Annotated in this window: 21 protein-coding genes and 1 pseudogene; 11 read left to right on the forward strand and 11 right to left on the reverse strand. The window is 69.6% G+C overall.

Going from position 1 to position 25,283, the window contains the following annotated elements; translation table 11 throughout:
• Positions 1 to 3: 3 nt before the first annotated feature.
• Positions 4 to 447: a hypothetical protein gene (locus ACYVO6_RS18130; RefSeq protein ID WP_461062425.1), complete on the reverse strand. Its 444-nt coding sequence runs from the start codon at positions 445 to 447 to the stop codon at positions 4 to 6.
• Positions 448 to 595: 148 nt separating this feature from the next.
• Here ACYVO6_RS18130 and ACYVO6_RS18135 point away from each other — a divergent pair, with 148 nt between their 5' ends.
• Positions 596 to 997, forward strand: coding sequence for a helix-turn-helix domain-containing protein (locus ACYVO6_RS18135; RefSeq protein ID WP_461062426.1), 402 nt, complete (start codon positions 596 to 598; stop codon positions 995 to 997).
• Positions 998 to 1,017: 20 nt separating this feature from the next.
• Here the strand turns inward: ACYVO6_RS18135 and ACYVO6_RS18140 are convergent, their stop codons facing one another.
• Positions 1,018 to 1,623: a ClpP family protease gene (locus tag ACYVO6_RS18140; protein ID WP_461062427.1), complete on the reverse strand. Its 606-nt coding sequence runs from the start codon at positions 1,621 to 1,623 to the stop codon at positions 1,018 to 1,020.
• Between the two features lies 1 nt (position 1,624).
• Positions 1,625 to 2,296, reverse strand: coding sequence for a ClpP family protease (locus tag ACYVO6_RS18145; RefSeq protein ID WP_461062428.1), 672 nt, complete (start codon positions 2,294 to 2,296; stop codon positions 1,625 to 1,627).
• Between the two features lie 292 nt (positions 2,297 to 2,588).
• Here ACYVO6_RS18145 and ACYVO6_RS18150 point away from each other — a divergent pair, with 292 nt between their 5' ends.
• Genes ACYVO6_RS18150 through ACYVO6_RS18160 form a run of 3 tightly spaced genes read left to right on the forward strand, consistent with a single transcriptional unit; the run spans position 2,589 to position 5,660 of the window.
• Positions 2,589 to 3,935, forward strand: a complete 1,347-nt coding sequence (locus ACYVO6_RS18150) for an ABC transporter substrate-binding protein (protein WP_461062429.1) — start codon at positions 2,589 to 2,591, stop codon at positions 3,933 to 3,935.
• Positions 3,925 to 4,824: a carbohydrate ABC transporter permease gene (locus tag ACYVO6_RS18155; protein WP_461062430.1), complete on the forward strand. Its 900-nt coding sequence runs from the start codon at positions 3,925 to 3,927 to the stop codon at positions 4,822 to 4,824. The genes ACYVO6_RS18150 and ACYVO6_RS18155 overlap by 11 nt, the downstream gene beginning before the upstream one ends.
• Positions 4,821 to 5,660, forward strand: coding sequence for a carbohydrate ABC transporter permease (locus ACYVO6_RS18160; protein ID WP_461062431.1), 840 nt, complete (start codon positions 4,821 to 4,823; stop codon positions 5,658 to 5,660). Before ACYVO6_RS18155 ends, ACYVO6_RS18160 begins: the two co-directional genes overlap by 4 nt.
• 23 nt (positions 5,661 to 5,683) lie before the next feature.
• On the opposite strand, the gene ACYVO6_RS18165 is transcribed toward ACYVO6_RS18160, so the two are convergent.
• Positions 5,684 to 5,914, reverse strand: coding sequence for a hypothetical protein (locus ACYVO6_RS18165; protein WP_461062432.1), 231 nt, complete (start codon positions 5,912 to 5,914; stop codon positions 5,684 to 5,686).
• A 79-nt stretch (positions 5,915 to 5,993) separates the two neighbouring features.
• Positions 5,994 to 7,154: an ROK family protein gene (locus ACYVO6_RS18170; RefSeq protein WP_461062433.1), complete on the reverse strand. Its 1,161-nt coding sequence runs from the start codon at positions 7,152 to 7,154 to the stop codon at positions 5,994 to 5,996.
• 184 nt (positions 7,155 to 7,338) lie between these two features.
• Here ACYVO6_RS18170 and ACYVO6_RS18175 point away from each other — a divergent pair, with 184 nt between their 5' ends.
• The 4 genes from ACYVO6_RS18175 to ACYVO6_RS18190 are packed head-to-tail and all read left to right on the forward strand — an operon-like array spanning position 7,339 to position 11,814.
• Positions 7,339 to 8,292, forward strand: a complete 954-nt coding sequence (locus ACYVO6_RS18175) for a carbohydrate ABC transporter permease (protein WP_461062434.1) — start codon at positions 7,339 to 7,341, stop codon at positions 8,290 to 8,292.
• An 18-nt stretch (positions 8,293 to 8,310) separates the two neighbouring features.
• Positions 8,311 to 9,231, forward strand: coding sequence for a carbohydrate ABC transporter permease (locus tag ACYVO6_RS18180; RefSeq protein WP_461062435.1), 921 nt, complete (start codon positions 8,311 to 8,313; stop codon positions 9,229 to 9,231).
• 10 nt (positions 9,232 to 9,241) lie between these two features.
• Positions 9,242 to 10,585, forward strand: a complete 1,344-nt coding sequence (locus ACYVO6_RS18185; RefSeq protein WP_461062436.1) for an ABC transporter substrate-binding protein — start codon at positions 9,242 to 9,244, stop codon at positions 10,583 to 10,585.
• 26 nt (positions 10,586 to 10,611) lie between these two features.
• Positions 10,612 to 11,814: a Gfo/Idh/MocA family protein gene (locus ACYVO6_RS18190; RefSeq protein WP_461062965.1), complete on the forward strand. Its 1,203-nt coding sequence runs from the start codon at positions 10,612 to 10,614 to the stop codon at positions 11,812 to 11,814.
• Between the two features lie 56 nt (positions 11,815 to 11,870).
• Here ACYVO6_RS18190 and ACYVO6_RS18195 read toward each other — a convergent pair whose 3' ends face one another.
• Positions 11,871 to 12,566, reverse strand: coding sequence for a L,D-transpeptidase family protein (locus ACYVO6_RS18195; protein WP_461062437.1), 696 nt, complete (start codon positions 12,564 to 12,566; stop codon positions 11,871 to 11,873).
• A 246-nt stretch (positions 12,567 to 12,812) separates the two neighbouring features.
• Here ACYVO6_RS18195 and ACYVO6_RS18200 point away from each other — a divergent pair, with 246 nt between their 5' ends.
• The 3 genes from ACYVO6_RS18200 to ACYVO6_RS18210 all read left to right on the forward strand — a co-directional run bounded on the left by ACYVO6_RS18200 (position 12,813) and on the right by ACYVO6_RS18210 (position 15,974).
• Positions 12,813 to 13,790 (forward strand): alpha/beta hydrolase, encoded by a 978-nt coding sequence (locus ACYVO6_RS18200; RefSeq protein ID WP_461062438.1) that lies wholly within the window; start codon positions 12,813 to 12,815, stop codon positions 13,788 to 13,790.
• Positions 13,791 to 13,865: 75 nt separating this feature from the next.
• Positions 13,866 to 14,909, forward strand: coding sequence for a helix-turn-helix domain-containing protein (locus ACYVO6_RS18205; RefSeq protein WP_461062439.1), 1,044 nt, complete (start codon positions 13,866 to 13,868; stop codon positions 14,907 to 14,909).
• Positions 14,910 to 15,032: 123 nt separating this feature from the next.
• Positions 15,033 to 15,974, forward strand: coding sequence for an SGNH/GDSL hydrolase family protein (locus ACYVO6_RS18210; protein WP_461062440.1), 942 nt, complete (start codon positions 15,033 to 15,035; stop codon positions 15,972 to 15,974).
• A gap of 114 nt (positions 15,975 to 16,088) precedes the next feature.
• On the opposite strand, the gene ACYVO6_RS18215 is transcribed toward ACYVO6_RS18210, so the two are convergent.
• The 5 genes and pseudogenes from ACYVO6_RS18215 to ACYVO6_RS18235 all read right to left on the reverse strand — a co-directional run.
• Entirely contained in the window at positions 16,089 to 19,742 is a 3,654-nt protein-coding gene (locus ACYVO6_RS18215) for a LamG-like jellyroll fold domain-containing protein (protein WP_461062441.1), read from the reverse strand.
• A 335-nt stretch (positions 19,743 to 20,077) separates the two neighbouring features.
• Positions 20,078 to 20,770: a TetR/AcrR family transcriptional regulator gene (locus tag ACYVO6_RS18220; protein ID WP_461062442.1), complete on the reverse strand. Its 693-nt coding sequence runs from the start codon at positions 20,768 to 20,770 to the stop codon at positions 20,078 to 20,080.
• Positions 20,737 to 22,779, reverse strand: coding sequence for a CocE/NonD family hydrolase (locus ACYVO6_RS18225; protein WP_461062443.1), 2,043 nt, complete (start codon positions 22,777 to 22,779; stop codon positions 20,737 to 20,739). Before ACYVO6_RS18225 ends, ACYVO6_RS18220 begins: the two co-directional genes overlap by 34 nt.
• Positions 22,776 to 24,513, reverse strand: a pseudogene (locus ACYVO6_RS18230) (dipeptide ABC transporter ATP-binding protein). Before ACYVO6_RS18230 ends, ACYVO6_RS18225 begins: the two are co-directional and overlap by 4 nt.
• Positions 24,513 to 25,283 (reverse strand): ABC transporter permease (locus ACYVO6_RS18235; protein WP_461062444.1); only part of this gene is annotated, 771 nt, incomplete at its 5' end. The pseudogene ACYVO6_RS18230 and the gene ACYVO6_RS18235, both read right to left, overlap by 1 nt.

Below are 25,283 nucleotides of genomic sequence, written 5' to 3' on the forward strand. Positions count from 1 at the left end.
GGGCTACGGCGCGGACGACTGCCCGCCGACGCCGCTCAACTTCCGCAGTTCCCCGCCGACTTCGGTGCGCAGCTTCTTCAGAAGTGCGGGCTGGGCACCGATCGCCCACATCGGGCCCACGAGGTACGTACCGCCGTACACGGCGGCGGCATCCAGCCAGGTCTCCTTGAACTTCTCCTGCGGGAACGTGGTGACGGTCCAGTCGCCGCGCGCGGTTCTGCACACCCCCTCGCGTAGTTCGTCCGCCTCGATGCGGATCTCCGGCTTGCAGTCGGTCAGCGACGCGATTACCTCGACCTTCGCCGGCGCCGGCGGCGGGGAGACCGTACTCGGGCTCGGGCTCTGCTTGCTCGCCGGTTCCGCCGACTCGGCCGAACACCCCACCAGCAGGGTGCTCAACAAGGCCGCCGCGACGGTGCACAGAGGGCGGAGGCGGGATCTTGTCACCGTGGTTTCCTTCCTGGACATGGGCATGGGCCGGGGCATGGACCGGTTGTGCCAGGAGGTACGGGAAGTGGTGACGGGACGTTCAAGATTCGCCGAGGGCGGAACGCGAGCCCCTTCCCGACACGCGTCACGCTTCTAGGCTGGAACGGTGAGCAGCCACGCGCCCGACGAAGCCCGCGTCATTCCCCTGCGACCGGTACCGACGGAGCCTGCTGGGCCCGCCGAGCCGGCACCCAAGGAGCCGCTGTGGCGGGACGTCGTGGGTGACGTCCTGCGGCGCGAACGGCTCGCTCAGGAACGTACGCTCAAGGATGTCGCCGACGCGGCCCGGATCTCGATGCCGTACCTCTCCGAGCTGGAGCGCGGCCGCAAGGAGGCCTCGTCCGAGGTCCTCGCGGCCGCCGCCCACGCGCTCGGACTCGGCCTCGCCGACCTGCTGGCCCGCGCCCACAGCAGGCTCGTCCAGCCCGCCCGGCCGCTCAGGTCCCGCACCACGCCCCGGCCCACCGAGGCGCAGTCACGGTTCGGCGACGTACGTCTGGCCGCCTGAGCCTGAGCGGACCGGCCCCGTTACGCCGCGGCCAGCACCCGTCGGCTGAGCACCTGGTCGGCGAGGCCGTACGCCACGGCCTCCTGCGCGGTGAACACCTTGTCGCGGTCCATGTCGGCGCGCAGGGTCTCCACGGAGTGCTGCGTGTGGACCGACAGCACCTCCTCGACCTGGGAACGGATGCGCATCATCTCCTTGGCCTGGAGGCTGAGGTCGGCGGCCGTTCCCCGGGCGCCACCGCTCGCGGGCTGGCCGAGCAGCACCCGGGCGTGCTCCAGGATCAGCCGCCGTCCGGGGTCGCCCCCTGCCAGAAGCACCGCCGCGGTCGAGGCGGCCTGGCCGACGCAGAACGTCGAGATCGGCGCGCTGACGTAGGTCATCGTGTCGTAGATCGCCATGAGTGAAGTGAACGAGCCGCCGGGCGAGTTGATGTAGATCCCGATCTCCCGCTCGGGGGCGGACGACTCCAGGTGGAGCAGTTGGGCGATGACGACGTTGGCGACGCCGTCGTCGATCTCGGTGCCGAGGAAAATGATCCGCTCGGCCAGCAGCTTGCTGTAGATGTCGTACGCGCGCTCGCCCTGGGGGGTGCGTTCGACGACGTTGGGGATCGTGTACTGGCTCATGTCAGAGTCCCATCCGTCGCTTCGAGGCGGCCGGGCGGACGTCGTCGAGCGCCTCGACGACGCGGTCGACCATGCCGTACTCCCGCGCCTGCTCGGCTGTGAACCAGCGGTCGCGGTCGCCGTCGCGGGCGATCGTCTCCTCGCTCTGGCCGGTGTGCTCGGCGGTGATCCGTTCGACGGTCTTCTTCGTAAACTCGAGGTTCTCCGCCTGGATCGCGATGTCGGCGGTGCTGCCGCCGATGCCACCCGAGGGCTGGTGCATCATGATCCGTGCGTTCGGCAGCGCGTAGCGCTTGCCGGGCGTCCCGACGGTGAGCAGGAACTGGCCCATGCTCGCGGCGAAGCCCATGGCGAGGGTGGCGACGTCGTTCGGGATCAGCCGCATCGTGTCGTAGATCGCCAGGCCCGCCGACACGGAGCCGCCCGGGCTGTTGATGTAGAGGCTGATGTCGGTGCGCGGGTCCTCGGCGGACAGCACGAGCAGTTGGGCACAGACGCGGTTCGCGGATACCTCGTCGACCTGCGTGCCGAGGAACACGATGCGCTGGCCGAGGAGTTGGGCGGCCAGGTGGTCGTCGAACCGTGACGGAGGTGTGTCGCCCTCCTCGGCTCGGGGTGTCAGGGCCGGGGCCCAGCCGGTGGCCGGGGACCGGCCGGTGCTGAGTGGTGCCATCGCTCCTCCTTGTGGTGACTGCCGCATCGCCGCGGTGCCTCCACCCTCGGCCCGACTCGGGCGTGGCGTAAGGAATCTCGGCCCGTAGCAGATTCGCCGACAGCAGAGCGTGCGGTGCCGGTCAACTGCCGGGCTGGTCCCGCTACTTGGTGGCCACGAGGGGTCATCCGGGGGTCTGGGCAGCCGCATGCCCCTTTGGTACGGTCCACAGCCACGTCAGCGACTCCCCAGCCAGCGCCTCCGAAGGGGGCTGACGCACCGGTCCGCCCGACGAGACCACGCAAGGAGGCCGATGCTGAAGAGCACGCGGCGCTTACGCCGCCGTATCGCCCGGGCGGCCTGCGCCATCGCCCTCGTACTGCCGCTCGCCGCCTGCGACGCCCTGACACCCGGGAGCACGGCCGCGGTTCCGGGTCCGCGCAGCGTCCCGTCCTCGACCGCCGTGCCGGAGGGGGACATCACCCTGCGCGTCCAGTTCGCCGATGCCCCGCTGATGGTCGACGCGCTGATCGCCGCGTTCGAGAAGGACCATCCCAGGATCAGTGTCGAGCCGCAGTACAAGACGTTCTCCGACTACGTCCAGAACCTCAAGCTCACCATGACCTCCGACTCCGCCCCCGACATCGCGCAGTACGCGGTGGGGATGACCGACCTCGCTCAGGACGGCCACATCCTCGACCTGGCGCCGTACCGGGAAGCGTACGGCTGGGACGAGTCCATTCCTCCGGTCAGCCTCGACCAGCTCACCGCGGGGCGGAAGAGCGAAGCCACCGGCGGGCGGGCCCTGTTCGGGGTCCCGGCCGGTCTGTCGATGACGGGGATCTACTACAACAGGGAGCTCGCCGAGCAGGCCGGGATCAAGGGGCCGCCCAGGACGCTGGCGGAGTTCGAGGACCAGCTCGCCGCCGCGAAGGACGCGGACCTGACGCCGCTCGGCGTCGGTGCCCTCGACTCCGGCGGCCTGCACCTGTGGGCCGCGCTTCTCAACCAGTTGATGCCCACGGACGACTACTGGGACTGGGTCAACGGCACCGAGGACGCCACCATCGAGACCCGGGCCGGGCTCACCGCGAGCGAACGCGTCATCGGGTGGGGCCGCAAGGGGTACTACAACGAGTCCGCCAACGGCACCGGACAGCTCGACTCCACCGCCCAGTTCACCCAGGGCGACAGCGTCTTCCTGGTCAACGGCAACTGGGCCGCCGGGCAGCTGGCGACCGCCATGGGAGACAACGTCGGATTCTTCCCGCTGCCGGGAGAACGCGCCGGCGCACCCACGGTGGCCTCCGGCTTCAGCGTCGCCTACGCCGTCTCCTCCCGGACCGAACACCCCGAAGCGGCAGGCGCGTTCCTCGACTTCCTGACCTCGCCCGAGGCCGGCCAGATCATCGGCGACAACGGCTTCCTGCCGCCCAACCCCGAGGCCGTGGCGAAACCGGAAGGCGTGCTCGCCGACATCGCCGAGGGCCATCGACGGGCCATCGCCGACGACGGGATCACCACGTTCCCCGACTTCGCCGCGCCCGCCATGCTCGACCGGCTGCGCTCCGGGGTGCAGAAGCTCATCGCGGATCGTGTCGAGCCCGCGGACTACCTCGACTCACTTCAGGACGAGTGGGAGGAACACCATGCCGAGTAGGCCGCCGGTCCGGCCTCCAGGTGCCCGTGGGCGCAGTCCGTGGCGCGGCTATGTGTACGTACTGCCCGCATTCCTCGTCTACGTCGCCTTCGCGGTGCTGCCCGCCCTGCACACGGCGTACCTGTCGCTGTTCGAGTGGGACGGCGTCACGCTGGGCGAGTGGGTCGGCCTCGGCAACTATCAGGAGATCCTCCAGGACTCCGTGCTGCGCCGGTCGGTGTTCAACGCCCTTGTGCTGGTGGTGTTCTTCTCGTTCATCCCCATCGCGCTCGGCCTGGCGATGACCGGCCTGCTGGCCCGCTACCGGCGGCCCGGCATGGGGGCGTACCGCTTCCTGTTCATGCTGCCGCAGGTCATCCCCCTCGTCGCGGTGGGTGTCACCTGGCGCTGGCTGTACGGGGACGACGGGCTGGTGAACCAGGCGTTCCGCGCGGTCGGCCTGGACGGTGTGACGCGGGCGTGGCTGGGTGACTTCGACGCCGCGCTGATCGCCGTGGGACTGGTCGGCAGCTGGGTGCTGAGCGGCCTGTGCATGATGCTCTTCCTCAGCGGCGTGCAGAAGGTGGATCCCCATCTGTACGAGGCGGCGCGGCTCGACGGGGCGGGCCCGGTCCGGGAGTTCGTCTCCGTCACCCTGCCGCATCTGCGCGGTGAGCTGGCCGTGGCCATGACCGTGACGACGGTGGCCGCGCTCGCCAGCTTCGACATCGTGTACGTGACGACGAACGGCGGGCCTGGTGAGCAGACGACCGTTCCCGGTCTCCTCGTGTACCGGCTGGCGTTCTCCGAGGGCAAGGTGGGGCTCGCCGCGGCCCTGGCCGTCGTGCTCGGCTGTCTGATCCTCGCGATCGTCTACCTCATCAACCGTCTGTCGAGGACGGAGACATGACCGGCGACATGACCACCGCCACGCGTTCGGAACGCTGGTCCGGCTACGGGCTTCTCACGGTCATGGCGATCGCCGTCGTGATCCCGTTCCTCAGTGTTTTCCTCGCCTCCGTGCAGCCCGCGGGCACGCCGGTGGTGGGCCTGACCTGGCCGGAGAGGTGGAGCTGGGACAACTACCAGCAGGCGTGGTCGGTGGCCGGGTTCTCCGATCTCATCCGGCACAGCCTGATCATCGCGGTCGGTGTCGTCCCCGCCTGTCTGGTGCTCGCCGCGCTGGCGGGCTACGCGCTCGGCACCATGCGGCTGCCGGGCGGCAACGCGGTCGCGGCCTTCTTCATCGCCGGACTCACCATCCCGGTCGAACTGATCGTGGTCCCCCTCTACTTCGACCTGCGGGGCCTCGGCCTGACCAACTCGTACCTGGGTGTGATCCTGGTGGAGATCGCGCTGTTCATGCCGTTCAGCGTGTTCTGGATGCGCACCCACTTCCAGTCCACGCCCACGTCACTGGTGGAGGCGGCCCGTATCGACGGCGCCTCGTCGGCCACGATCCTGCTCCGGGTGCTGCTCCCGCTGGCCCGCCCGTCCCTGATGACGCTCGGTCTGCTGGTCTTCATGTGGTCCTGGAACCAGTTCCTGTTGGTGCTGGTCCTCATCCAGGACACCACCAGGCACACCGCCCCGGCCGGCCTCGGCTTCTTCGTGGGTCAGAACACCACGGACATCCCCACGCTGGCCGCGGGCACGATCATCGTGATGCTGCCGATCCTGATCCTCTTCGTGATCTTCCAGCGCAGCTTCATCGCGGGACTGCTTCAGGGGGCGATGAAGGGATGACGAGGCACTTGGAGAGCAGGCGGTCACGCCGCCTTGCGGGAGTCCGCGGGCGGTTGGGTCACGGGGGTGTTCGAGGCGCGCTCATAGGCAGCCGCCCACTCCAGCACCAGCCGCTGGTACTCCTGCCGCTGCTCGCCGCTGAGCGTGCCACCCGTCCGCAGCCACAGGGCGCGGATCTCCTCGTTGACCTCGGCGGCCGATCGCCCGGTGGCGGTCGGAGCGCGATGTGGAGTGGTGGACATAGCGTGAATCATACGGGCCTCGGTGTGAAGGCCAGGTGAGTGGCTGCTGTCATCGCGGCTACTCGAAAGTAGCCGCGCGGGTGCGTTGACCTCATGCTTCGACGCCTCCCAGCACCAGCACCTGGATCGCCAGTACGGCCGCTCCCCGTGCCCAGTCGTGGAAGTCGGACACCTTGGTCTCCAGGTTGACCGGTTCCGCCCGCGGGTGGCGGTTGGCCTGGATGGCCTCCTCGACCGCCGGGCCCGCGACGTCGACCAGGCCCACGCCCTCGCCGGCTAGGAGGATCTTCTGGGGCATGGCGAAGTTGGCGATCTGGGCGACCAGTGTGCCGAGGGCGCGGGCCGCCTCGTCGATGACGCGGGCGGGCATGGGATCACCGGCGGCGGCGAGGGTGAGGATCTCCTCGTACGACAGGTCCTGGCCGGTGGCGGCCTGGATCTGGTAGCGGATGTTGTGGATGGTCAACAGGGAGACGGCGCTGCCGCGTTGGCCGTCGGGGGTAAGCGGGCCGTTGGGGTTCACGATCCAGAAGCGGCCGTAGCCCACTCCGTCCTCCGCGGTCGCGACCCGTTTGCCGCCGATCACCAGGGCGTAACCGATGCCCGCGCCGATGGTGAGGACCGCGAACCGGTCGAGGCCTCGTCCGGCGCCGAACCAGCTCTCGGCCTCGACGAGTGCGGCCACATCGTTCTCGACGACTACGGGCAGCCTGGTGCGCTCCTCGACGAGTCGGCCCAGGGGTACGTCGTGCCAGTCGAGGAAGGCCGACTCGTCGACGACGGACCTGTCGTGGGCACGGCCGCCCACGCCGATGCCGATCCCGGCAAGGGCGGGGAAGTCGCGCGCGAACTCGTCCGTCAACTCCCGTAGTACGTCGACGATTTCGTCCGGGTCATGGCCGGCGAGCGGACGGTCGCGGCGGGCCACGATGTCGCTTCTGAGCGTGGTGACGACGCCGTACACCATGTCTTCTGTGATCTTGAAGCCCACGAACCTGCGGGATTCGGCGACGATGTCCAGGGGCTGGGAGGGGCGGCCCTGGCGGACCTCGGCGAGCGTGGCGCCTTCGGCGACCTCGACCAGCAGGCCCGACTCGATGAGCGGCTTCGTCAGCCGGGTGACGCTGCCCGCGGAGAGGTCGAGTCGCCGGGCGAGTTCACTGCGCGACAGCGGGCCGTGGGTGAGCACCTCGATCGCCACGGAACGCTCGCCGGGACTGAGCGGCAGCCAGCTGGCGGTAAGTGTGGTCATGGCGTGAATCCTCGCACGTTCGCATGTTTTATTTTGCTGTGGAAGCAACATGGAAACGATACGGCCATCGCCAGGCCGGAAGCACCACTTCGAGAAGGTGCATGCACGACTCTTGACGCGCAGATTATTCCGCATCAAAAGTAAGTGGGGCACGAGGACGAGCCGCAGAGCAGGGAGTCCCCCGATGACCGTCGCCTCCAGCAGCCCACCATCCCGCCTACCACTCAGAGGTGCCGAAGCCGTGGCGCCCGTGAAGAAGGCCAAGGCCCGGCCTCGCGGTGACGGCGCCCTCGCGGCCGTCTTCATCGCACCGGCCATGCTGGGCTTCCTGGTCTTCCTGCTCTGGCCCACCCTGCGCGGCATCTGGCTCAGCTTCACCCGCTACAACCTGCTGACCCCGGCGGAGTTTGTGGGGCTGGACAACTACGTCCGTATGGTCAACGACCCGATCTTCTGGGACTCGCTGTGGGTCACCGTCGAGTACGTGATCATCAACATCGGCGTCCAGACGGTCGCGGCGCTCGCCATCGCGGTCCTGCTCCAGCGGCTCACGCAGTCGTCCCTGCTGCGGGGCATCGTGCTCACCCCGTATCTGATGTCGAACGTCGTCGCCGGTCTCGTCTGGCTGTGGATGCTCGACACCCAGCTCGGCATCGGCAACGAGATCATCAGCGGTCTCGGCGTCGATCGCATCCCCTTCCTCGCCGACGAGACCTGGGCCATCCCCACCATCGCCCTGATCAACGTCTGGCGGCACGTCGGCTACACCGCCCTTCTCCTGTTCGCCGGGCTCCAGGCGATCCCGAACGACATGTACGAGGCGGCCAGGGTCGACGGCGCGAGTGAGTGGCGGATGTTCTGGCGGATCACGATGCCGCTGCTGCGGCCGGTGCTGGCGGTGGTGCTGATCATGACGGTGATCGGTTCGTTCCAGGTCTTCGACACCGTCGCGGTGACCACCGCGGGCGGCCCGGCGAACGCCACCAACGTCCTCCAGTACTACATCTACGGCTCCGCCTTCGGCCGCTTCCAGTTCGGCTACGCCTCGGCGATGTCGGTGGCCCTGCTGGTCGTGCTGAGCGCGATCACTGTCCTGCAGTACCGGCTCACCCGGGCCGGCCAGAGCGACCTCGGCTGACGGAAAGGAGATACCGACATGGCTGCCGTAACAACGACCAATACCGGCATACGACCGGAGCGGCGCAGGTTCTCCTTCGGACGGGCCGCGGCCTGGACCGGGATGGGCCTGATCGTCCTCATCACCATGCTGCCCTTCTACTGGATCCTGCGCACCGCGCTCTCCACCAACGCGGGCCTGGGCGCCGACCCCACCAACCCGCTGCCGGTCGACCTCACCACCAGCGGCTTCGAGCGGGCCCTCGGTCTGCAGTCCGCCGAGGAGGCGGTCGCACAGGGCGGCGCGGGCGGCGGGCTCGACTTCTGGCGCTATCTGCTCAACTCGGTGGGCGTCTCGACGGTGATCACCGCCTGCCAGATCTTCTTCTCCGCGATGGCCGCGTACGCCTTCGCACGGCTGCGCTGGCGTGGCCGGGACAAGGTGTTCGCCCTGTTCCTGGCCGGACTGATGGTGCCGACCATCTTCACGCTGCTGCCGAACTTCGTGCTCATCAAGGAACTCCAGCTGGTGGACACGCTGCTCGGCATCGCGCTGCCGACGATGTTCATGACGCCGTTCGCGGTGTTCTTCCTGCGGCAGTTCTTCATGAACATCCCCCGGGAGGTCGAGGAGGCGGCGCTGCTCGACGGCGCCGGGAAGATCAAGATCTTCTTCCGGGTCGTCCTGCCGATGGCGTCCACCCCGATCATCACCCTGTCGGTGCTGACGTACATCACGTCCTGGAACGACTACTTCTGGCCGCTGATGGTGTCGTACAGCGACAGCTCGCGCGTGCTGACCGTGGCGCTGGCGGTGTTCCGGGCGCAGACCCCGGCGACCGGCGTCGACTGGTCCGGGCTCATGGCGGCGACGCTGATCGCCGCGCTGCCGATGCTGGTGCTCTTCGCCTGCTTCGCCCGCCGCATCGTCAGCTCCATCGGCTTCACCGGGATCAAGTGAGGGAATGACCATGCGACTTCGTACGCTGACCGCGCTGGCCGGAGCGCTGACCCTGTCCCTGGTGACCGGCTGCGCGAACGGCGACTCCACCGGGGCCTCCGCGAACACGGTGACGTACTGGCTGTGGGACTCCAACCAGTTGCCCGCCTACCAGACCTGCGCCAAGGGGTTCGAGAAGGAGAACCCGGGCCTGAAGGTCAAGATCACGCAGTTGGGCTGGAGCGACTACTGGACCAAGCTCACCGCCGGCTTCATCGCGGATACCCAGCCGGACGTCTTCACCGACCACATCCAGAAGTTCGGCCAGTTCGCCGATCTTCAGGTGCTGGAGCCACTCGACGACCTGGGCATCAACGAGGACGACTATCAGCCGGGGCTTGCCGCCAGCTGGATCGGCCAGGACGGCCACCGCTACGGCGCCCCCAAGGACTGGGACACCGTCGCGCTCTTCTACAACCAGAAGATGGCGAAGGACGCCGGCGTCACCGCCGAGCAACTCAACAGCCTCTCCTGGAACCCCAAGGACGGCGGCACCTTCGAGAAGGCCATCGCCCACCTGACCGTCGACAAGAACGGCAAGCGGGGCGACGAGCCGGGCTTCGACAAGAACAACGTCAAGGTGTACGGGCTCGCCTCCCAGGGCGGCGGCTACGGCGACGGCCAGACCCAGTGGAGCCCCTTCACCGGCTCCGCCGGGTGGAGTTACACCGAGAAGGCCCGGTGGGGCACGGAGTACCAGTACGACAGCAAGACCTTCCAGTCCACCATCGACTGGTACTTCGGCCTGGCGAAGAAGGGCTACATGGCCCCCTTCTCCGACTACAACGTCCAGTCCAACCAGGGCATCACGCAGTTCGCCGCGGGCAAGGCCGCCACCGTCTTCGACGGTGCCTGGATGATCTCCACGTACTACGGCACCAAGGGCATCGACGCCGGCACCGCCCTCACCCCGGCCGGTCCGACCGGCAAGCGCGCCACGATGATGAACGGCCTCGCCGACTCCATCAGCAAGGCCTCCGACAACAAGGAGAACGCCCGCAAGTGGGTGGCGTATCTGGCCTCCGACGCGTGCCAGACCGTGGTCGGCCAGACCGGGGTCGTCTTCCCCGCCACGCCGGCCGGCACCGAGGCCGCCACCGCTGCCTACAAGAAGAAGGGCATCGACGTCACGGCCTTCACCGAGCCCGTGGCCGACAAGAAGAACTTCCGGACGTTCTCCTACCCGATCACCAACTACGCGGCCGACGTCAACGCGCTCATGCAGCCCGCCATGGAGGACATCTACGGCAACGGCAAGCCGGTGAGCAGCCTCGACGAGACCAACGACCAGATCAATCTCATCCTCGACCAGTGACTCGACCAGTGAAGGGCACCCCCTACATGACGTTCTCCCTCGGCATCGTCGGTGCCGGACAGTTCTCGGGCCAGTTCGCCAAGCTGTTCCTGGCCCATCCCGGTGTGAGCGAGGTCTTTGTCACCGACCTCCTGCCCGAGCGGGCCGAGCAACTGGCGTCCGCGGAAGGGCTGTCGGGCACCTTCCCCTCGTACGAGGCGATGCTGGAGTCACCGGCGGTGGACGCCGTCGCGATCTTCACGCAGCGCTGGACCCATGGGCCGCTGGTGGTCCAAGGGCTCAACGCGGGCAAGCATGTCTACTCGGCGGTGCCGATGGCGATCACTGCGGAGGAGATCGCGGCGATCATCGATGCCGTACGCGCCACCGGTCTGACGTACATGATGGGCGAGACCAGCCAGTACAACCCGGCGACCGTGCACGCCCGCAACCAGATCGCCGAGGGCGCGTTCGGGCGGCTCTTCTACGCCGAGGGCGACTATGTGCACGACATGGACCTCGGGTTCTACGAGGCCTACCAGTACAGCGGCGGCGAGGACTGGAAGTCCACCGCCAGCTATCCGCCGCTGCTCTACCCGACGCACTCGGTGGGCGGGGTGCTCGGCGCCTGGCAGACGCATGCGGTGAGCGTGTCCGCGATCGGCGTCAAGGACGATCGCGGTGACGGGGTCTTCGACCAGGAGGTCAGCCAGTTCGGCAACGACTTCTCCAACGCGACCGCGCTGTTCGAGGTCGCGGGCGGCGGTTCATTCCGTACGAACGAGTTCCGGCGGGTCGGCTACCCCTCGCACATCCGGGAGTCGCGTTTCCGGTTCTTCGGTACGGACGCCAGCATGGAACAGCTCGCCACAGTGGCCATGTGGCAGGACAAGAAGGGGGTGAAGGACATCAGTGAGCTGCTGGAGCCCAAGCCCACCATGTCCCCCGACGACCCGTCGCTCCAGCACATCGCGCCGGACCTGAGGGCCGCCTTCACCTCCGGTTCGGCGCCGGTGCACGACCGCTCGCGGCTGCCGCGAGAGTTCGACAATCTGCACAACGGCCATGAGGGCAGCCACCACTTCCTGGTGGACGACTTCGTCACCGCGGTGAACACGCGCACCCTGCCGTCGGTGAACGCGTGGGTGGCCGCCCGCTACACCCTGCCGGGCATCGTCGCGCACGACTCCGCACGGCAGGGCGGGGCAAGGTTGGACATACCGGACTTCGGGGACGCGCCCGAGGAGTGACCGGCCCTGTATCGACTGCGGCCCGGCTGCCCTTCGGGGCGGCCGGGCCGGACCGCTCAGGTGCCCGGCTTGCGGCCGTACACGAAGACGTCGTCGTTCTTCTTGAGGAGCGACCAGTACTTCTTGGCGTTGGTCTTCGTCATGTTGACGCAGCCGTGCGAGCCGGGCGGGTTCCACATGCTCACGCCGACGGAGTGGAAGGCCTGGCCGCCGTCGAAGAACTGGCTGTAGGGCATCGGCACGTCGTAGATGGTCGAGACGTGGTCGATGTTCCGCCAGTAGATCTTCTTCAGACCGGTACGGGTCTCGTATCCGTTGCGTCCGGTGCGGACCGGGACCGGGCCGTAGACGAGCCTGCTGCCGTCCTGGATCCAGCTGAGCTGCAGCGTCAGGTTCACGCAGGCGATGCGGCCCTTGTTGACCGGGCACTTGCCGTCCCTGTTGGGGTTGTTCCCGACGGCCTTCTGCTTCTGCATCAGGTCCATCACGCCCCAGGTGACCGGGCCCGCGTACCCGATGTTCGGCGTGATCCCGTGCTTGGTCTGGAAGGCCTTGATCGCCTTGCAGTCGGCGGCGGACTGCCTGCCGTCGACGGTCCGGCCGAGAAACCTCTCCACCTGCTTCTGATACGGACCGGCCTGCGTGCTGCAGCTCGCCGCCTGCGCGGGCACCGCGCCCAGCGCGACGGTCAGCGGCGCCACCAGCCCCGTGATGCCCAGTACGACGGCTCCCCGTCTGCGTATGTCCCCCATGGCGGGCCTTTCCCTTTCCTCGACCTGCGTGGTGTGCTCTGTGCCAGCTAGACCGGCGCCGGAGGAGTTGGGTTGTAGAGCGGCCTGCGCTGCGACGAAACGGTTACGCAGCCCGCCGTCCTCGAGACGAAACGGTTACGCAGCCCGCCGTCCTGCGGGAGATTTCCGCCGGACGGCGGGCCCCCGCGTCCCTCAGGGACGGTGATGATCGGCGTCAGGCAACGACGCCGTATCGAGGAGGACCCGATGACCACCACTCCCCCGCCCTTCGACCCCGAGCTGGCCGCGGCGCTCGCCGTCATGGGCGATCAGGCGCCCACCACCCTCCTGCCGGAGTGGATCCCGATGGCGCGGGGGCTGGGCGACGACGGCCCCTTCGAACTGCCCACGAACGAGGTGCTGAGCCGCGACGGCGCCTTCGAGGTCGAGGAGCGTTCGGTGCCCGGGCCCGAGGGCGCACCGGACATCTCCTTGATCATCTGCCGCCCCACCTCCGTGCCCGGTCCGCGGCCGGTCGTCTATCACACACACGGCGGCGGCATGGTGCTGGGCAACAGCCGACTCGGCATGGACCTGACAATGGAGTGGGCCGAGGAACTGGGCCTGGTCGTGGTGTCGGTGGAGTACCGGCTCGCTCCGGAGCATCCGCACCCGGCCCCGGTGGAGGACTGCTATGCGGGCCTGCTGTGGACGGCGGAGAACGCCAAGGACATCGGCGCAGACCCGGACCGGATCATCCTGGCGGGCGGCAGCGCGGGCGGCGGGCTCGCCGCGGCGCTGGCACTGCTGGCCCGCGACCGGAACGGGCCGCGTGCGATCGGCCAGATGCTGCTCTACCCGATGCTCGACGACCGCAACGACACCCCCTCCGCCCACCAGATGGCCGGCCTCGGCATTTGGGACCGTACGGCGAACGACACCGGCTGGACCGCGCTGCTCGGTGAGGCCCGCGGCACGGCGGACGTCTCCCCGTACGCCGCTCCGGCCCGCGCCGAGGACCTGTCAGGGCTGCCTCCGGCCTTCATCGACGTGGGCTCGGCCGAGACCTTCCGCGACGAGGACGTCGCCTACGCGTCCCGGATCTGGCAGGCGGGCGGCCAGGCCGAGCTGCACGTGTGGCCGGGCGCGTTCCACGGCTTCGACGGACTCGCCCCGCAGGCCGCGCTGTCCCAGGACGCCCGGGCGGCCCGGCTGCGGTGGCTGCACCGACTGCTCGGTGAGTGACGCATCACTCATGGGCGTACAGGATGGCTTCTGACCCATGGCACCAAATGGTGATTCCTGACCGAGAATGAGCAGATGGAAGAGCTGGCTGGCCGCCTGGCCGCGCTCGACCCGGACGCCGGAGCCGCCGTCCAGGTCATCGCCTACTTCGACCGGCTGGTCGAGGGGCGCGCCGGGCTCGAGGCCCTGGTGCGGGGTGCGGCGGTGCTGTCCGGCTGCCCCGCGCGGCTCGTCGACGAGGCCAGGCAGGTACGGGTCAGGGTCGAGTCCGACGGGCGGCGGCGCGACGAGCTGGGGCCCGTACGCCCCGAGTGGCCTTCGGCGCCGCTGATCCCGGGCGGGGCGCCCGCGGTGTGGCTGGAGCGCACGGGACCGCGGACGGTGGTCGACGCCATGGTCCTGGAGCGGACCGCGAGCGCCGCCCGGCATGTCCTGGACCGCACCCGGGGGCGAGCCCCTGTGCACGGCCCGGCCGAGGATCCGGCCCTGCTGGAGACGGTGCTCGACCCGACGGCCGCGGAAACCGCCCGGCTGCACGCGGCACGCGGGCTCGGCCTCGACCCGGACGGTCAGGCCCGCGCGATCGCCCTGCGCGGCGGCCCTCAGAAGCAGCCGTCCCTGAGCCTTGCCTCCGGTGAGCGGGCCCTCGTCCAGCCGGTCCCCGGCCCGGAGTTGCCGCACGAGGGCCGGGTGGGTGTGGGCCCGGCGGTCCCCGTCCTGGAACTGCCGCGCTCCTGGTCCGCCGCCCGCACGGCCCTGCGCTTCACGGCCGGGGGCAGCGACCAGGACCCGGGCCCGCGCGTCGTCCACGCCGACGAACTCGGCACGCTCGCCCTGCTGTCAGCCGTGGTCACCCCGGGCATCGAGCCCCCGCCCGACGTACACGCCCTCGACCACGCCGCCGCGGCAGCCCCCTGGCTCCTCCCCACGCTGTACGCCGTCATCACCTCCCCGAGCCTGCGCACAGCGGCCACCGAACTGAACCTCCACCACTCCACACTCCAGGACCGCCTCGCCCACGCGGAGTCCCTGCTGGGCTGGCCGGTACGCACCCCACAGGGCCGCCTGCGCCTCCAACTGGCCCTGACCGCCCGGCACCTGGCCCGGAATCAGATCTGAGACCAGGGCTCGCCCGCCCGCTCCCGAGTGACCGCCCGGCCTTGGCAGCCAGGGCACTTCCCCCGCGCGCCCCGCTGTGCTTGTCTGGGGGCCGTTTTCGGTGGGTGGGGCGGGAGTTGCTGTATGCGCAAGGCGTGGGTCGGCGGGGTGCTGGTGGGTCTGCTGCTGCTCGGAGCCTGTGGAGATCCCTCCTCCGGGCCCGAGGCCGCGCCGCCCGAGCGGCCCGTTTCCGGCACAGCGGCGGCGATGGCGCCGGTCCCGTCGCCGACCTCGACCACGCAGCAGCAGCGGCCGCCCGCCTCCGCCGTGCCCGAGGCGCCCGCGAAGCGGCCCACCGTGCTGTACCTCGGTGACTCGCTCGCGATGGAGAACCAGAAGGTGCTCGGCGGGCTCCTCCAGGACGAGTTGAAGGCGCGCTACACCAGCGCCCCGTACTCGGGGACGACGCTCTGCGACTACCTGGAGGGCACCGGCGAGAAGTCGCTCGTCCCGGACAGGGACAAGGCTGCCGCCCTGGTGCGTTCGCTGCGGCCGGACTTCGTGGTGCTGCAGTTCTGGGGCAACGCCTGGGACTACACGTGGTGCATGGACGGGATCACGCACGGCAAGGCGCCGGCCGAGTACTTCGCGCGTTACACCTCCGACGCCCGCAAACTGACCGACCAGATCGCGAACGCGGGAGGTGAGAACCGGCCGAAGGTCGTGTGGGTGCTTCAGGGCCCGGACCCGATCACCCCGGACCGCGTCCGCCGCGTCAACGCGATCTACGAGGAGCAGGCCGACGCGTCCGGCGGCCTGGTCGCGGACGCCGGCAAGGAGGTCGGCCCGGCCGACGCCCGCTACACCTGGGCCCAGCACCTGCCGTGCACGGCGTACGAACGCGACCACCCCGCGTACTGCACCCAGCCGGGCAACAACCGCACCGCCCTGCACCGCGACGACGACTACCTGCACTTCTGCCTGGCCCCCACCACCGAGAAGTCCAGGCCCTGCCCGGTCCGCTCCCCCGGCATCCTGCGTATGACCCGGGCGATCACCAGGGCGCTGACCGCCGCGACGAACTGAGAGAGCCGTGAACGGCAGGTGCCCGGGTCCGCCGACCTCTCGGCGGACCCGGGCACCTGCGTGGGGTACCGGCGGCGCGGCGCCCTCATCGCCGCGCCGCCGGTGGTCATCACTTCATCGGGTCTCCCGGGCGTACGGGGCGACGGTGATCCGGTCGATCAGCGGCGCGTAGCGGGAGCGGAGCAGTACGCCGGGGAAGGTGTCCGAGGCGTAGGAGGTGCCGTCGAAGTTCGGCAGTTCCTCGGAGCGGAAGGCGATCGTGTTCTGCCCCTTCTTCAGTTCGATGGGGATGGTCAGCTCCCAGAAGTTGTTCTGGTGGAAGCTGTGCGGGAAGCCCACTCGCTGCACCTTGCCGCCGTTGATGCTGATGTCGGCGTGGCGGGCGAGCGGGTCCGGGTTGTAGTGGGTGGCCTCGGACTGCTCCGGGTTGGAGTAGCGGACCCGCAGCGCGTGCAGACCGGACCGGTCGGCCTTGACGGTGAACGTCGCGGTGTTGCCGTTGCCGGGGTCACCGCCGATGTCGGTGATCGCCGTGCCGTCGGTGGCCAGGGAGAGCTCTGCGAGCTTGGCCGAACCGGCGAGCTTGGCGTCGCCCGCCTCGTACGTACGCGCCGGGAGCGCGCCCTCAGTGGGCGTGACCCGGAGGCGATCGACGAGGGTGGTGGACGAACCTCCGGTCACCGTCACCTTGTTGACACCGCCCGTCAGGGAGACCGCGGCGCTGCTGCTGCCCTTGCCCAGGCGCAGGACGTCGTGCCCGTTGACGGACATCCGGGCGCCCGAGCCGCCAAGGGTGTCGACCTTGAGAGTGGCCTCTCGGTCGGCGGGTGAGTAGACCCAGAACGTGGCGGTCCCGTTCTTCGGGAGCCGGACCGCGCCCGAGCCGGTGGCGGGCTGCTTCGGCAGGGTGTAGACGGGCTGCGCCCCACCGCCCAGCCAAGCCAACTCGCCCTCGTACACCTGGGTGTCGGCCGAAGCCTCGGGGAGGGAGAGGGTAAGGCGGTCGACTATGGCATCACCCTTCGTGGCGCCCTTGCCGTCGGCGCTCTTCGCGGCCAGCGTGATGGTGTGCTTGCCCTTGGTGAGCTTGACCTTGGTGTCGGTGTGGTCCCACACCACCCACTTGTAGCCGAGCGGCAGATGCAGCTCCTGCTCGCTGTCCGCCTTGCCGTCCACGCGCAGGAAGACGTTGGTCGGGCCCTGCTCCTTCACCTTGTCGAAGGTGTTGAGGGAGTTGGCGAAGACGCTCAGGTCGTAGGTGCCGTCCTCGGGCACGTCCACGGTGAAGTCGAGCGTGACGTCCGAGCCGGTGCGCAGGCCGCCCACGTCGTAGCCGCCGGAGGTGTAGAACTTCGACACGTCGCGCGGCGAGCCCTCCGGGCCGTTCTTGGAGTAGCCGGACCCGGTGTGGGCGGCGTCCTCCGCCTCGTACGAGTCCTGCCAGCGCACGGGCGGCGACTGCGTGTCCTTCGCCTTCCCGGCCGGGCTGAGGACGATCTCGTACGCCGAGGACTCCTTGAGCGTCGGCAGGCCTCCGTCGCCGAAGTCGACGACGACCTTGCCGTCGGCACCGACCTTCAGGTTCTGCTCCGAGAGCAGCTTCGGGCCGGAGTTGTCGCCCACCTGACCGCTCCAGTCGATCTCCTTCACCCAGGCGTGCACCCGGTCCCCGAAGACCTTCTTCGGGACGTTGTCGAAGGTGATGTGCCCCTTGCCGGTGGAGCCGCCGAAGATCAGCCGGGACTGCTTCTTCTTCTCGTCGAGCGTGGCGACGCCCTGCATGGTGTAGTTCTCGCCGGGGAACGGCGGGGTCACCTGCACCGTGTGCCCGCTCATCGAGGCGTACGAGTTCAGCAGCCACCACTGGCCGTTGCCACGGTTGGACTGCACCGCGGAGTCGGAGAGGTTGCCGTCGATGTTCCAGTACGCGATGTCGGCGTCCACCTTGGACTCCTCGATCGCGGACACCCACTGGATCATCTGGCCGGGTACCGAGGTGTGGTAGTTGAAGGCGTACTCGTTGATGTTGATGGGGAGTTGGGTGCCTTCGCGGTCGGTGCCCTTGAACAGGTCCTTCTCCCACTCCCGGTACTTGGCGGTGCTGTCGCGCACCGCCTCCGGGTGGCTCAGCTCGTGCCAGGTGATGACGTCCGGGAGGGTGCCGGCCTCCAGGGTGTGGGTCAGGAAGCCCTTCACCTGGTCATACAGGACGCTGGTGTTGGGGCCAGCGATACGGGCGTCCGGCAGCTTGCCCTTGATCAGCTTGTAGAAGTCGTCCCAGGTGGCGAAGAAGTCGTCCGGGTCGTTGAGCCAGCTGGTCTTGTTGTAACTCCACTCGCCCGTACCGAACATGTTGCCCTCGGGCTCGTTGAACGGCACGAAGACGACGTTGTCCTGGTACTCCTTCGGCAGCTTCAGGACCTGGTCGACCTGCTTGGCGACCTTCTCCCGGTAGAGCTTGACCTTCTCCTCCGGGGTGTCGCCCGGCCACTGGTACGGGAAGCCGCGGTGGATGTCCGTCATGTAGATGTACACGTCACCATCGGTGGAGTCCGCCAGCGGCTTGACCACCTCCAGCGCGTCGGCACCGGGATGCTGCGGGCCGTCCTGCGCCTTGGTGGAGACCGTGCGCAGGCCCATGCCCTCGATGAGGTTGTTGGTGGGGACGTCCGGTCCATACACGCCGTAGAGGGTGCCGGAGGCGCCGCCGTGGAATTTGCCCGTGTCCGAGCCAAGATCGACGGTGAGCTGGCCTTCGCGGACCACGGTGACGGTCGCCTTCACGTCGCGCCCGGCCGCCTTTCCGGCCACGGTGAACGTCCCGGGCTGGGCGTACTTGTCGGCCGGTATGTCGTCCCAGGTGATCGGGGTGTCGCGGTCGTAGCCGTCGGAGTAGGTGGAGCGGACGGCGGCGGGGAGGGTCGGGGCGGTCCCGTTCGTCGTACGGGCCTCGAAGGACGTCTTCGAGAGCTCCTGGAGGGTGGGCAGGGTCGGGACCGTGCCGGCCACCTGTTCGGCGCTGAGCGCCGAGTGCCACACGGCGAAGTCGTCGACCGCGCCCTTCAGCAGCGGATCCGGCCAGAGGGACTTGCCGATGTAACCGGCGGCCGTGGCCGAACTCTCCAGCACGTCCTTGGCCTTGATGCTGGTCTCGGTGGAGGAGACCGCCACACCGTCGAGATACGTGGTGAGCCGGCCGGCGGAGGTGTCGAGGGTGACGGTGATGGTTTTCCACTCGTTCGCGGGGAGTGGCGCGTAACCCTTGACCTGGTTCTCCGCGCCCCCTCCGCCGGTGGTCACGGAGGTCTGCAGCACCCCGTTGCCGTTGTACGGGGTGGCGAAGAAGTACTTGGTGGTGTTGGTGCCCAGATCGAAGATCCGCTGCCAGGACGACTTGTCGCCACTCCACTTCACCCGGGCGGAGACCGTCAAGTCGCTTGCGTCACCGATGATTTCGCGGGGCAGGCGGACGTACGCCCCGTTGGACGTGTCCGGCCCGCCGGGCAGGGCGAGCGCCTTGCCGCCGCCCGTGCCCTCGACGGACTGGGCGGTGGAGCCGTTCACCAGATCCGCCGTCAGTCCGTTGCCGGAGCTGTCGGTGATCTTGCCGGAGGCGAGGTCGTCCTGGTCGAAGGTGTAGTGGGCGGTCGGCTGGGGCGGATCGGCCGCTTGCGCGGGGCCGGCCGGCGCGGCCAGCAGGCCCGCGCCGAGGGCCAGCGCCACGGCGGCCGGGGCTCTGCGCCGCGCGGCTCTGTCAGCGGAGGGCATGGGTGACGTCCTTTCAGGAGGGCCGTCGAACCGGTTCGACGACGTGGCCGCGCTCGTACGGGCTGGCACGGCTCGGCCGATGGTCAGGTGTTACCGGTGTTCAGGTGTCGGGGAACGTCGGGCAGCCGACGAGCACGGGTGGGGGCATCCGTCGGTGTCGGCGCGTCGGTGACGTCGCATGTGGCGAGTTTCGGGCATGGGCGGCTCGGACTTTCGGCTCCGGGAGTCGGGCTCTCTCAACTCGACCCGGTTGTTCGGCATTTCGAACACGGTTCGTAGCGTCGGCGGCACCGTAGGGGCGTGATCGAGTCACGGTCAAGACTTTGCGCAACCCTTTACGCAGAAGGGCCCTGGCGCCCCGTCCCCAACTCCGTCTCTACCAGCCGGTAAAGATGCCGACGGGCGTCCTGTGTGCTCAGCGGAGGCGCCTGGCGCAGCCACTGGAGGGCCAGGCCGTCGGAGAGCGCCGCGAACCGCACCGTGAAGCCGGCCGGGTCCGCGCAGACGAACTCGCCCTCGGCGACGCCCCGTTCGATCAGGGCGCGGATCTGGCTGTGCCAGTCCTCGTACCGTCTAGCTTGGCCGCGGGCGAAGGCTCGCTCGGGGTCCTGGTCGCGGTCGCCCGCGCTCCAGTAGTCGAACCACATCCGCCAGTGCCGTTCGGTGTCCTCGGTGAACAGCGCGTCGATCAGCAGCCGCAGCGCCTCACGGCCACTGGACGCCTGCTCGGCGGCCTCGTGCAGCGCCGCGTAGTACCGCTCGATGTGCAGCACCATCGCCTCGGAGAGGATCTCCTGCACACTGCCGAAGTGATACGTGACCGTGCCGACCGACACCCCGGCCGCGGCGGCGACATCGCGTACGCCCACCGACTGGTACCCGCGTTCCGCGATCAGCGGCACGGCCGCCTCCACGATGAGCCGGCGGCGCACCTCGGTGGGCTGCCGGGTACGGTCGGCGGCGGCGACGGCACGGCGGGGCGTCCTGGCGGCCTTCATGCCGATGTCCTCGGGATGACGCGATGCCATGCGCGCTTGGCCACTGTCTCTCCGTCCGCCCGTGCTTCGATGCGACTGTCCATGATGAACTCCGTGGCCGTGGCCCGCAGCTCCGTACGCGCCATGATCTCAGCGTCCCAGTCGCCGTCGCGCCGCAGCCGGATGCCCCACTCGGAGACGGCCGTCGCCGACAGCGGATCGTCGGAGCGAATCCGGTATGTCTCGCGCGCGCTCTCCTCGTAGCGCAGCTCGTCCGGATAGGTCCGGGATCCCCCGTAGTTGGGGTCGACCTCCAGCGTCCACTCGCCCTTCGCGACATCGTGCGTGACCAGCCGCTCCGGCCGCGCTGGGGCGGGCCGCTCGTACGTCACCGGCAGCGGTGGCGCCTGTTCCGGCTCCTCGAAGCGGATCGGCTCCCTGCCTTCGTCGTACGCGGGATCCCGTACGGGAAGGAGTACGGCACTGTCGGCCGGCACCACGGTCAGGCCGGCGCCGCGCTCGCCGTGCGGCCACACCCAGGGCCAGTACGTGTCGGAGACGGCGACCCGGATGCGATGACCAGGCGGGAAGGCGTAACCGGTGCCGCCGAGCTCGAACTCCACCGTCTCGTACGTGCCCGGCGTCCACTCCACGGCCCTCTCGCGCCCCCGCCTGCTGAGCAGGTTGAGCACGCCGCGTGTGACGAGAGTGGAGGAGCCGTCGGGCGCGACGTCGCACACGCGGGCGATCACGTGGGCGCGCGGGGTCGCGCTGTCGAGTCGGAGCCTCACGCGTGGGCGGCCCAGGATCTCCACGCGGTCGTTGAGGGGTTCCGAGTCGAAGCAGACCGAGCGGCCGTCCTCCTCCCGCTGGTCCGGCGGGAGGTCGCTGGCGTTGCCGAACGGGAAGAAGCGGCCGGCGTCGATGCCGGTGTGCTGGGACGTGCGGACGAGGACGGGGGCGTGGGTCTGTCCCAGCGGACGTTCGTCCCAAGCAACCGATGGCGAGGGCCAGTTGGGCTCGCCCACCCAGCGGCCCGGCATGACCTCGTACGAAGTGGCGGGCGGCACCGAGCCGTTGATCCAGGCGCGGAGCTTCGGCTCGCGCATGATGCCCCCCGCGCCGGAGGCGCTGTCGGATGCAGCGACGCCCTTGAGGTGCTGGTCCCACCAGCGCAGGGTCTCCTGGAGGAAGCCGATCGCGGGGCCGGGCGGGAGCCCGCGGTCCGGGTACTGGTGCGACCAGGGCCCGACGATCCCTCGTACGCGGTCGTCCGGCAGGCGCTCCACGAGCCTCAGCACGGTGTCGCGGTACGGGTCGTTCCAGCCGCCCACGGCGAGCACGGCCGCGTCGATGGCGCCGTAGTCCTCGCAGACGCTGCCGTGCCGCCAGTAGTCGTCGCGCTGCTGGTGTGCCAGCCAGGTGTGCAGGAAGGGTTCGAGGGCGTCGAGGCGTTCGCGCCACATCGGCAGCCAGCGGTCCCTGCCGACGCTCCGTGGGTCCGGCGGGCGGGCGGCGAACGCGAGCATCGTGCCCGCCCAGGCGAGCATGTCGATGCCGAGGACGGCGCCGCCGGTGTAGTGCACGTCGTTGTCGTAGCGGTCGTCCGTCGAGCAGACCGTCACGATCGCCTTGAGCGGTTCGGGGGCGAGGGCGGCGATCTGCAGTGAGTTGAAGCCGCCCCAGGAGATGCCGAACATGCCGACCTTGCCGGTGCACCAGGGCTGCTCGGCAAGCCAGTTGACGACGTCCACGCCGTCCGCGAGTTCCTGCGCGTCGTACTCGTCGCCGGGTGTTCCCTCGCTGTCGCCGTGGCCTCGGATGTCGACGCGGACGGAGGCGTAGCCATGGCCCGCGTACCAGGGGTGCCGTTGGGCGTCCCGGGGGGCGGTCCAGTCCGTCTTGCGGTACGGGAGATATTCGAGCAGGGCGGGGACGGGGTCGTCCGCGGCGTCGATCGGTCGCCAGATCCGGGCGTGCAGGCGCGTCCTGCCGTCCCGGGTGGGGATCCAGACGTCCTGGCGCACGACCTGGCGCTCGAAATGCTCGCGGTACCTCACATGTCTCCTTCGCCACGGCCTGCCGTGCGCCAGCGCCGGACCCGGTGGCCGTCGCCGTGGTCCGTCCAGAGGTCGTCCGGTTCGGCGGCATCCGTCCACTCGGGGGCGTCCGCCACGAGAGGCCGCGCGTCGGGGTCGGGTTCGAGGGCCGCCGCCATCAGCTGCCGGGTGTAGGGGTGCCCGGGTGCGGCGAAGACGGCGTCCGTCGGGCCCTCCTCGACCACGACGCCGTTGCGCAGCACGACCACCCGGTCGGCGATCCCCCGTACGACGGCGAGATCGTGGCTGATGAACAGGCAGGCCAACTCCCGCTCCCGCCGCAGATCGTCGAGCAGCCGCAGGACGTCGGCCTGTACCGACACGTCCAGCGCCGTCGTGATCTCGTCCGCGATCAGCACATCGGGCTCCCCTGCCAGCGCCCGCGCGATCCCGATCCGCTGCCGCTGCCCGCCGGATAGCTGCGCGGGCAGCCGGTCGGCGAACGCGGGATCGAGGCGTACGTCGGAGATGAGCTGCCGAGCTCGAGTGGCGGCCTCCGCGCGCGAAGGCGCCGTACCGAAGAACCGCAGCGGCCGTCGCACCGCGTCACCGACCGAACGGCGCGGATTCAGCGACGTATCGGCGTTCTGGAAGACGAGCTGCACCCGGCGCCGCAACGACAACGGCCGTTTGCGGGCGGGCCGGGCGAGGTCACCCGACTCGTGGGTCATCGCGCCGCCCGATGGAGCGCGCAGGCCGGCGAGCGCCCAGGCGAGCGTGGACTTTCCGCTGCCCGACTCCCCTACGAGGGCGAGGACTTCACCGCGCCGGACCTCGAAGGAGACTCCGTCCACGGCACGGGACGATCCATAGTCGACGGTGAGGTCCCGCGCCGAGACGGCGACAGGAGAAGCGTCGGGAACAACGGCCCTGGGCCGCACTTCCCGCTCCCCCGCCTCACCCACGAGGGCGAGCCCGGCGTCATCCAGCCGCGGCACGCTCGCCAACAGCCGTCTGGTGTACGGGTCTTGGGGCGCCGCGAACAGCCGGCCGGTGGGCGCGGCCTCCACGATCCGCCCGGACCGCAGCACGGTCACTTCGTCGGCCATGTGCGCGACGACGCCGAGGTCATGGCTCACCAGCACGGCGGCGAGGCCGAGTTCGTCGCGCAGAGCCCCGATCAGGTCGAGGACACCGCGCTGGGTGACGACATCGAGACCGGTCGTCGGCTCGTCGAGGACGAGGACCTTCGGCCGGGCCGCGACGGCCATGGCGATGGCGACGCGCTGCTGCTGACCGCCGGACAGTTCGTGCGGGTAGCGGCGGGCGAGTCCGGCGGGGCGGGGCAGCCGGACCTGTTCCAGCAGGTCCGGCTGCCCCGCCGACCTCCGCGATCTGCCGTCCGATCCGCATGGACGGCGTCAGCGCCTGCCCGGCGTTCTGGCCGACCATCGCGACCGTCCCACCCCGCAGCCGCCTCAACTCCCGTGCGGGCAGGGCGAATACATCGGCGCCGTCGACCCGGACGGTACCCCCCGTCACCCGCGAGCCATGCCGCAGATGTCCGAGCAGCGTCGCCGCGACCGTCGACTTCCCGCTGCCCGACTCGCCGACCAGCGCCAGCGTCCGGCCCGGTCGTACGTCGAGCGACACCTCATGGACGACGGACACGTCACGTCCGCCCGAGCGGTAGGCGACGGACAGGGAGTCCACGGACACGATGGCGGTGGCAGTGGCAGCAGCTTTGGCGGTCATCAGAGCCCCTCCCTGATCCGGTCGACGCCCCACGCCTTGGACAGGGCGTCGGCCGCGAGGTTGAGCCCCACCACGAGTGTCGCCAGGGCGATGATGGGCGCGAGACTCGCCATCGGGACGACGGTGATGGCGGTCCGGTTCTCGGCAACCATCAGTCCCCAGTCGGGAGTCGGCGGATCGGCGCCGAAGCCGAGGAAGGAGAGCGAGGAGATCAACAGCACCACCCATGAGGCCCGCATCGCGAACTCCACGCACACCACGTCGGTGATGTTCGGCAGGACTTCACGCCGCAGGATCGCCCAGGTGCCCTCGCCGCGGGCCCGGGCGGCGGTCACGTAGTCGGCGGGCACAATCGCCAACGCCGCGCCCCGCACGACACGTACGACCTGAGGGACGTACACGACGGCGATCGCGAGGACGATCACCGACGGCCCTGTGCCCAGCGCCGTGACGACGACCAGCAGCACCAGAACGGGCGGCACGGAGAGGACCGCGTCGAGCACCCGCCCCAGCACATCGTCGAACCAGCCGCCGCGCAGCGCCGCCGCACACCCGGCCATCGTGCCGAGCGCGACGGTCAGCAGCGTCGCGGTCACGGAGACACCGAGCGCGTACCGGCCGCCGTACAGGACGCGCGTCAGTACGTCGCGGCCGTACTGGTCGGTCCCGGCAAGATGCTCCCGACTGGGCCCGAGCAGCGCCTGGTCGGCGTTGTTCGCGATGGGGTCGTACGAGGTGAGAACCGGTGCGAGCAGGGCGATCAGGACGTG

Source organism: Streptomyces pseudoechinosporeus (genome assembly GCF_054783935.1).